The 8,262-nt window shown below is 71.7% G+C and carries 8 protein-coding genes and 1 pseudogene; 4 read left to right on the forward strand and 5 right to left on the reverse strand.

Annotated features, from left to right (window positions below; all coding sequences use genetic code 11):
* Window positions 1-21 precede the first annotated feature (21 nt).
* Window positions 22-300, forward strand: a pseudogene (locus ABEB28_RS33270) (diacylglycerol kinase); the annotation flags it as partial.
* Window positions 301-359: 59 nt separating this feature from the next.
* Here the strand turns inward: ABEB28_RS33270 and ABEB28_RS33275 are convergent.
* Together ABEB28_RS33275 and ABEB28_RS33280 are read right to left on the reverse strand one after the other, a co-directional pair.
* The gene (locus ABEB28_RS33275; RefSeq protein WP_345732222.1) at window positions 360-572 is read right to left on the reverse strand and encodes a hypothetical protein; all 213 of its coding nucleotides are present in this window, start codon (window positions 570-572) and stop codon (window positions 360-362) included.
* Window positions 573-674: 102 nt separating this feature from the next.
* Entirely contained in the window at window positions 675-1,226 is a 552-nt protein-coding gene (locus ABEB28_RS33280; RefSeq protein ID WP_345732223.1) for an SUKH-4 family immunity protein, read from the reverse strand.
* Window positions 1,227-1,558: 332 nt separating this feature from the next.
* Here ABEB28_RS33280 and ABEB28_RS33285 point away from each other — a divergent pair, with 332 nt between their 5' ends.
* Both ABEB28_RS33285 and ABEB28_RS33290 read left to right on the forward strand, forming a co-directional pair.
* A complete protein-coding gene (locus ABEB28_RS33285) occupies window positions 1,559-1,999 on the forward strand; it encodes a HAMP domain-containing protein (RefSeq protein WP_345732224.1) in 441 nt (146 codons plus the stop codon).
* Between the two features lie 12 nt (window positions 2,000-2,011).
* Window positions 2,012-2,176 carry a hypothetical protein gene (locus ABEB28_RS33290; RefSeq protein ID WP_345732225.1) on the forward strand — a complete coding sequence of 55 codons (165 nt, stop codon included), beginning with the start codon at window positions 2,012-2,014 and terminating at the stop codon, window positions 2,174-2,176.
* A 230-nt stretch (window positions 2,177-2,406) separates the two neighbouring features.
* Here the strand turns inward: ABEB28_RS33290 and ABEB28_RS33295 are convergent, their stop codons facing one another.
* Both ABEB28_RS33295 and panD read right to left on the reverse strand, forming a co-directional pair.
* The gene (locus ABEB28_RS33295) at window positions 2,407-5,922 is read right to left on the reverse strand and encodes an AAA family ATPase (protein WP_345732226.1); all 3,516 of its coding nucleotides are present in this window, start codon (window positions 5,920-5,922) and stop codon (window positions 2,407-2,409) included.
* A gap of 88 nt (window positions 5,923-6,010) precedes the next feature.
* On the reverse strand, window positions 6,011-6,436 hold the full coding sequence (gene panD / locus ABEB28_RS33300; protein WP_345732227.1) for an aspartate 1-decarboxylase: 426 nt from the start codon (window positions 6,434-6,436) through the stop codon (window positions 6,011-6,013).
* Between the two features lie 334 nt (window positions 6,437-6,770).
* On the opposite strand from panD, the gene ABEB28_RS33305 reads away from it, so the two are divergent.
* Window positions 6,771-7,799, forward strand: a complete 1,029-nt coding sequence (locus ABEB28_RS33305; RefSeq protein ID WP_345732228.1) for an ABC transporter substrate-binding protein — start codon at window positions 6,771-6,773, stop codon at window positions 7,797-7,799.
* A 61-nt stretch (window positions 7,800-7,860) separates the two neighbouring features.
* Here the strand turns inward: ABEB28_RS33305 and ABEB28_RS33310 are convergent, their stop codons facing one another.
* Window positions 7,861-8,262: a hypothetical protein gene (locus ABEB28_RS33310; RefSeq protein WP_345732229.1), complete on the reverse strand. Its 402-nt coding sequence runs from the start codon at window positions 8,260-8,262 to the stop codon at window positions 7,861-7,863.

Raw genomic sequence — 8,262 nt, forward strand, 5'->3', positions numbered from 1 at the left:
TGCGGCGACCATGTTCGTCGCAGCGTCGGCTGTAGCGTTGCGGCGGGACTCGGCGTGGAGCTGGACGGCGTCAAGGAGAGCTTGACCCGGCTACCCGCCCCGGGAGACTTCGACATCCGGTCCGGCCCGATCGGCAAGGGCACCGCGGCCGCGCTGCGCTTCGAGGTACGCGGCATGCGCAACGGACGGGCGGTCTGCGCCCTGGAACACATCACCCGCCTACGCCCGGACCTCCGCCCCGACTGGCCACAACCCACCAGCCAAGGCGGCTACCGAGTCGTCGTCACCGACGAGCCCAGCGCACGCGTTCCAGACTCCGCCGACATCTGATCGCGACGACCCAGCGGCACCCTTCGCGGCTACGAGCGAGTGTTCGGATGCGAACGCACCGGTCGTTGCCGCCGATCGAGCCCGTGCTCGATCCACACCAACCTGAAATGGCCGAAGGGGTCGGAGAAACCGCCCTGCCGGTGCGTCCCCCAGAGTCTGCGGTGGTTCTGCACCGGATCGTGGTAATCGGCGCCCGCAGCGGCGGCAGCGTTCAACAGCGCGTCCGGGTCGTCGACGAACACCTCGATCCGCGCTGTTGTCCCCTGCAGGGCACTGGGGGTGTCCCAGCGATTGTTCCCCGGTTCAGCCAGGAAGAACGGCGCGTCGGTGGGGGCTGGTGTCGATCAGTAGAGCCAACGGCCGAGCACTGCCGGCCAGAACTGCGTTTCATGACTGCCGTCACCGATGGCAGCGGGGTCAACGGCTTTGATCCGGTCGAGTAGATCGTCGATCTCTGCAAGGGCTTGATCTTCGGCCTCGGCGTCCTCGTCCCAGCGGTTGATGACCCTGGAGTGAGCGAACCAGCTTCCGACCAACTGCAGGGAGCACAGCCAGTGATTGACCGTGGAGTTCACGAAGCGTCCAGGACGGCTCGGTGGCCACTCCCGCACTTCTCCGGTCTCCGGCACGGCGCCGTAGTCCCACGTCACGCGGTAGTGGACGTCCTGGTCGTCGAAGTACGCCAGCCGGTACATCGTCGGTGCTGCGCGGAACGAGACTCCGTGTACGAGTTCGTCGAACATCGGCACGCCGCTGGAGATCAATGCCGCCTTCTGCGGCTCTGGAAGCCGCCACGTCGCCAACTCAGCCTTGGTTGCGCGTACGACCCTTCCGGCTCCGGCCCAGGCTTCGAACTCTCCGAACTGGGGAGGATGCGGAGGATCATTGGCGACCATCCGGCTGATGGTAGAGCGAGATTCACAGCTCGGGCTCGCGGAGCCGTCGCACATCATCCGATCACCGACAGCTAGCAGCGGTAGCCGATCGCATGTTGATCAGCGGCACGAGCAAGTGTTGAGGCGACCGGATCGGATCCGCCCAGCGCCGACACCTGCCTCCGAACGATGTGGCGCCGAGCTCGTGATAACGAGCCTGGCGCCACATCGTTCGAAGCGATCCCCTCGTAGCCCCCATGGGGACGGGAATCGGGCATCGGAGTAGCGGGAATCGGACTAGCCGTCTCGAGCGATGAGAAAGCGCCCGCATCATGGGAACGAGGACGTCGGGGATGCCGGCATCGCTGGCGCGGCCGACTCCGCCTCCTGGACGGCACCACAGCGGTGCGGCGCGGGCGGCCGAACTCGACGACCGGTACGCGGCCGCGGTCACGATCTCGGTGGCCGGGCCGGTCGTCGCGATCGCGATCGGGTTCGCGCTGGCCCTCTGGGTCGCGCGCGGCATCAGCCGCCCGCTGCGCGAGGTCGGGTCGGCGCTCGACCGGGTCTCCGAGGGCGACCTGACCACGACGATTCCCGACCCCGGCACCCGCGACGAGGTCGGGACGATGGCCCGCGGTCTGCGTCGCACCCTCGCCTCGATGCGCAGCAGCGTCGCCGAGGTACTCCGCCAGGCCGGACGGGTCACCGCCGCCTCGCAGGAGTTGTCCGCGGTCGCGACCCGGATCGAGTCCGGAGCGACGGACACCGCCGCCGGCTCGCAGAGCGCCTAGGCGGCGAACCAGGTGGCCTCCGGCGTCAACACGGTCGCCGCGGCCAGCGAGCAGATGAGCGCGGCGATCACCGCGGTGGAGTCGAACGCGAGCGCCGCGCAGGCCGCCGAAGCCGCGCGGGAACTCGCGCTGACGGCCGGCGCGCTGAGCGAGTCCGTGCGGGGCTTCCGGGTCTGATCCCGGATTCCGCGAGTCCCCGAGCCGACGTAAGTCCCCGAGCCGACGCGAGGCGCCGCGGGCCGGCACGGGCGCCGCGGGTCACCGTTGGCCGCGTGCAAGGGCGGTGCAAGGGTGACCGCCCACACTGGTCCGCACCCGGCGAGTACCGGGGCTCGCGGCGGAGGAGGGGGCGCCGCGGGCCCTCGTCGCGCCCCATCGGGTGGAGAGGAGTCGCCTGCGTCGAACGCCTACGAGACCTGGCCGAGCAACGACCGGGCGCGAGCGGACACGTTCGCCATGCCCAGGTTGTCCGCGGAGACCAGAACCTTGCGCAGCAGGGCCGCCGCGTCGTCGCGATCGCCCGGGCCGTCGCGGAGCAGATACGCCCGTGCGCGGTCGAGGCGGACGCGGGCGAGCTGGGGCGCCGCTGCCGACACCAGCCTGGTGGCGACACCGAGCTGGTCCAGTGCCTCGTCCGGTTCCCCGGCGACGAGCGAGAGTGCCCCGGCGAATCGCGCCGCGGGTCCGATCAGCACCGTCGGCCACCCGGCGAGGAGCACCTCGTCGAGGTGGCGGGTGAGCAGCGCGTACAGCCGAGCGCCGATCGCGGTCAGCTCCGGGCCGGCCGCCGGACCCTCGGCGAGGCGTGCGCACGCCTCCGCGAGGATGCCGAGCGTCGGCGTGGCCCAGCCGTGCGGTGGTAACGCGGCCAGGTCCTGGGTCTCGGCGACCATCGCCGCGAGCAGATCAGCGGCGCGGTCGTGGCGGTCGGTCTCGGCGTGGGCGAGCACCAGCGCGGCCTGCCAGATCGGGAAGAAGCCGTGCTGGTCCATCTGGTCGGCGAGCCCGAGCGCGAACAGCTCCTCCATCCGTCCCTGCTCGTAGCGCAGCCAGTACGCCTGCCCCATCCACGTCTGCCGGAGCGTGCTGACCGGCAGCGTCTGCGAACTCTCCAGCTCCTGCACGGTGCGCAGCGACTCCCCGAGGATGCGCGCCTCCGCCGCGTCGAACCGGCCACGCCACAGGTCCAGGAGCGTCTCCAACACGCCCAGCTGCCAGACGTTGAGCGGGCTGCGGTTGAACTGGACGTGCTGCCGGTACTCGTCCACCGCCGCGAGTGTGTCGCCGATCCGGCCCAGCCGCATCCGGTCGATCGCCAGCGCGACCAGGGCCTCGCTGCGGAAGTGCGCCGACTTCGCCCGGACGCTGGTCCCGTAGAGCCGCCCGGCCAGCGTGACCAGCTCACTCGGCGGCAGCGTGTCGTAGAGCCCCCAGCGGCACTCGGTGAGGATCTCGCACCGGATCGCCGGATCCCACGACGGCGAGACGTCGGCGAGCGCAGCCTTCGCCAGGTCGGCGCCGGTCCGGCCGTCCGGCGAGACCTCGTTCACGCCCATCGCGGTCTTGTGCGCGAGGTGCGCCCGTAACTGTCCGACCAGGGCCGCAACCTCGTCGTCGGCCGGTTGCGCTCCGGCGGTCAGCTCGTCGAGGCACGTGCGCAGGATCTGGGTGAGCTGGACGTCGACCCGGCCGGGATCCGACCACCGTCGCGCCATCTTGACCGCGGCCACGGCGCGCAACCGGGGGTGCCCCTCCGCGACCTCGTAGGCGGCCAGGTAGTCACGGCCCGCCTCGTCCATGTAGCCGGTGTCGTTGCGGGCGTCGCCGAGCGTCACCAGCAGCGCGGAGCGCGTCCGGGGTGCGCAGCGGCGCCGGAGACCCTCCTCGGCCCAGACCATCGCGGCCTTCGGCGCGTACGTGCGCTGTTCGGCCCGGGCCGCGGCCAGGCAGGCGATCGCGACCTGCTCGTCGGTGAGCTCGACCGCGGCCGCGCGGGCGTGATGAGCGATCCGGACCGAGAGCATCTGGTCCAGGACGCCGGCCGACCTGCTGCGGGCGTCGAGCACCTCGAACGCCCGGCGATGCAGCTGCCGGGCCAGCGCGGGCTGCTGCTCCAGCACGGTGAGCACCTCTTCGCGCCAGAGCGCGTGCCGGAACCGGACCGGCCCGTGGCCCTCGATCGCCCGGCTCTCCACCGCGGCCGCCTGCCTGCGGTCCGCCTCGGCCGGGGCCAGCCCGAGCATCTCGGCGACGAGTCCGGTGTCGATCTCTTCGTCGAGGCTGGTGATCGCGGCCGCGGCCAGCCAGTCCGCGAGTCGCCCGGCCCGGCGCTCCGCCGCGGGATCACCCGAGACCGTCGCGGCGACGCCGATCGCCGGCTCCACCACCGCCGGGTCGCGGGCGGCGGCCACGACCAGATCACCGAGGCGGATCGGCAGGCCGCCGGTCGCCCGGTAGGCGGCGAGCGTCTCGTCCTCGCTGGGCTCCCGGCCGAGCACCTCGGTCAGCCACTCCCGCACGCCGTCCGCGCTGAGGACCCCGAGGCGCAGCGCGGTTCCGGCACCCCGGTGGTCCCCGCCGCACCACTCCCGCCAGGCGCCGTCGTCCCGGCCGGAGAGGACGAAGCCCACCCCGACGTCGCCGAGCGAGGCACGGACGTCGTCGAGGAGCTCCAGCGCGCGTGGGCTGAGCAGGTCGGCGTTGTCGAACCCGACGATCAGGCCGCGCGAGCGGGCGGCCCGTCGGAGCAGTGCGCAGACCGCGGCCGTCAGCTGGCCGGGATGCCTCTCCGCGTCGGCCCGCGCCGACAGGCTGGTGGTCGAGAGGAAGGCCGCGAGAGTGCCGCGGTCGAGCGGACCGGGGCCGGTGGACGAGTCGCGGCGGATACGCGCCCAGAGCGCGCCCGCGAGCAGGCGCCACGGCTGGAGGTCACCGGACGCGTAGCAGGTCACGCTGACCGCGGCGACGCCTCGGCGGTCGGCGAGCCGGCCCAGCTCGGCGACCAGTCGGGTCTTGCCGACTCCACCCACGCCGGTGATGGTCAGCGCCGCGGGCCGACCCGACCCGACCGCGTCGAGGACGCCGTCCAGCGCGCTGCGCTCGGCGTCCCGCCCGACCAGGCGAGCGGGTGTGCCGGGCTCCCCCGGCCGGGGCTCGATGCGCAGCGGCCGGTGGACGTCGAAGCCGAACTCGTGCAGCGAGAGCAGATCGAACGCGCGGGTGGCCAGGTCGTCGTAGCCGTGGACCGCGCGCCGCTCGTCGATCAGCGTCTCCGCGGCCGGGCCGCCGGCCTCGCGCAGCGTCGCGAGGAACCGTGCCAGCCAGACGGAGTCGGCGTCCTCCGCCCCGCGGGCGACGGGGTGGTCCCCGAGCACGTCGTAGTCGCCGAGCCGGAGGCCGACCTCGGCCAGGTGTGCGACGAGATCCGCGCGCCGACGTTCCAGGGTGACGGCCATCCGCAGGCAGGGCTCGGGCAGCTCGTCACCGAGGAGCGCGAACGGGGCGTCGGTCCACTCCCGCACCGCCGCGCGGTAGGCGTCCAGCGCGTCGAGATCCCGGCCGTGCGCGACCAGCCGATCCCCCTCGGCGACGTGGTGCCCGAACCGCACTGCGTCCACCGTCGACGCCGCTCCGGCGCCGAGCGGGCCGACCAGCTCGTAGGTCCGACGGTCCCGGGAGTACGTGATGTCCAGGCCGCCGTCGGCCAGCCGCTTGCGGAGCCGGGCGACGACGGGGGAGAGGCCGTCGCCGCGCGGCACGTCGGCGTCCGCCCAGACGGCGTCGACCAGCTGATCACGGCGAACCGGCCCACCGGCGGCCACCAGCGTCGCCAGCACCGTGGCCTCCTGGCGCGCGATCTGCCGGGGCTCACCGTCCATCACCAGGTCGACGCGGCCGAACACCTGGATCCGCAGTTGGGTCACCCGCACCCCCGACCGTCGTCACTCGGCGGAAGTGTTTCACGACACCTCGTACGGTGTCTGGCCCATTACGACCGATGCGGGACGAATGTCAGCGCAGGGGCGCCAGTTCATTGCCGGGGATCTGGTCCGGCGCACCGGGCACCGGTTCGGCCGGGTCGTTGCCCAGGGCGACGATGCGGTTGTCGGCGTCGACGTGGACGATCCGCGCGGCGTAACTCTCCAGTTCGGCGGCGTCCAGCTGAACGAACGACAGGATGATCACCAGGTCGCCCGGTGACACCAGGCGGGCGGCCGCGCCGTTGATGCCGATCACGCCGGAGCCGGCCGGACCTTCGATGACGTAGGTGATCAGGCGCGCCCCGTTGTCGATGTCGACGACGTGGACCTGCTCCCCTTCGACCAGCCCCGCGGCGTCCATCAGCGTGCGGTCGATCGTGATCGAGCCGACGTAGTGCAGGTTCGCCTGGGTCACGGTGGCGCGATGGATCTTGCCACCGAGGAGCGTCCGCAGCATGGATTGGTCCTCCCGGTCGGGAACCGGCCGGGGCGCCCGGACCGGAGCTGAACAACAGCGGGCAGCACGCGGCTGGCCATCGCAGCACCGATGACCAGCCGAAAACGAGGTTAGCCTACCCTAAGAAATTGCGCCGCCGCAGCGGCCTTCGTCACGCTATCGGGCCCTCCGGGGCCGACCTAACCGGTCCAGAGTGTGACGTTTTCGCAGCGGTACCGCCGTTGGCCAGACCGTGTACGGCTGATTTAGGTAATGCTAACCTCAGTCCGCTTGCCGGCCGTGCACGACGCCGGCTGCGGTGCACGTCGGGGTCCCGTCACGACAAGGAGCGCAGATGACTCGCCCTGGCCCGTTCTCTCCCAGACCGCGTTGGTTACGCGCGCTCGCCGGCGTCGCCGCCGGTCTGCTGCTCGCCACCGGGCTGGCCGCCTGCTCGTCCGAGGACGACGAGCCCACCGGCTCCTCCTCCGCCTCGGCGTCGGCGAACTTCCCCGTGACGATCGAGCACAAGTTCGGCTCGACGACGATCGAGAAGAAGCCGACCCGGGTCGTCACCGTCGGCTGGAACGACCAGGACTACGTGCTCGCGCTGGGCGTCGTCCCGGTCGCCACCCGGGCGTGGTTCGACGACTACTCGACCTATCCGTGGGTCAAGGAGGCGGCGAGCGGCAAGACCCTGCCGACGTTCTCGGCGGAGATCAACTTCGAGGCGATCATCAAGCAGAAGCCGGATCTGATCCTGGCGATCTACGAGACGATCAACAAGGAGACCTACGACAAGCTCGCGGCGATCGCACCGACCGTGATCCAGTCCAAGGACTACGCGGACGAGCAGACGCCGTGGGACGTGCAGACGCTCACCACGGGTAAGGCGCTGGGCCTGGAGGACGAGGCGAAGGCCCGGGTGAAGGAAGTCCAGGACGCGATCGCCAAGGCGAAGCAGGAGCACCCGGAGTTCGTCGGCAAGACGCTCGTCGTGGACTACGGGCCGGAGAACGGTGCGCACTGGCTGATCGGCGCGAAGGACCCGCGACGCGCGCTCTTCGACGCGCTCGGGTTCTCGGCGCAGCAGGAGAAGGACGAGCTCAGCGAAGAGCGGCTGGACGTCCTCGACAAGGACATCCTGTTCGTCAACGGCGCGACCAAGGCCGACATGCTCAAGCGGCCGGTGTTCGCCCGGCTGAAGGTCGTCAGCGAGGACCGCACCCTCTACACCAGCTTCGACACGCACCTGGCCGGTGCGCTGTCCTACAGCGGTCCGGACGCGCTGCTGTACGCGCTCGACGTCCTGGTGCCGGAGCTGGCCAACGCCGCCGACGGCGACCCGAAGACGGCCGTGAAGGACCTCTCGAACGCCGCCTGACCCCACGCGTACGCCCGCTACCCCCCGGGGGGTGGCGGGCGTACGCGTCTCTGGCGGCCCGCTACCGCGGCGCCCCGGGTGGCGGCGGGTACTGCGCGGGCGGGTAGCCCGCGGCCGGGCCGGCCTGCCCGTCCGGCGGAAGGCCGCCGGACGGGTACGGGCCACCGGGCGGAACCGCGTAGCGGGGTACCGGCGCCCGCGCCGCGCCGGCCGTCACCGCCATCACACAGGCGACCAGCAGCAGGCCGACCCCCACCGTGGCGACGGTCTGGTTCTCGACGCGGTCGCGGATCCCGTAGATCGAGCCGTTACAGGTGTTCGTCGTGCTGCTGGGCGAGCACACGATCTCCACCGAGCTGCCGTTTCCGCTCTCGCCGAAGATCGCGTTGCCGCCCGCGACCACCAGGAACAAGAGACCGACCACGGTGAAGAGCCACTGCATGCTCCGGGCGAAACTCTGCAT

The sequence above is a fragment of the Cryptosporangium minutisporangium genome, assembly GCF_039536245.1.
Classification (GTDB): Bacteria; Actinomycetota; Actinomycetes; order Mycobacteriales; family Cryptosporangiaceae; genus Cryptosporangium; species Cryptosporangium minutisporangium.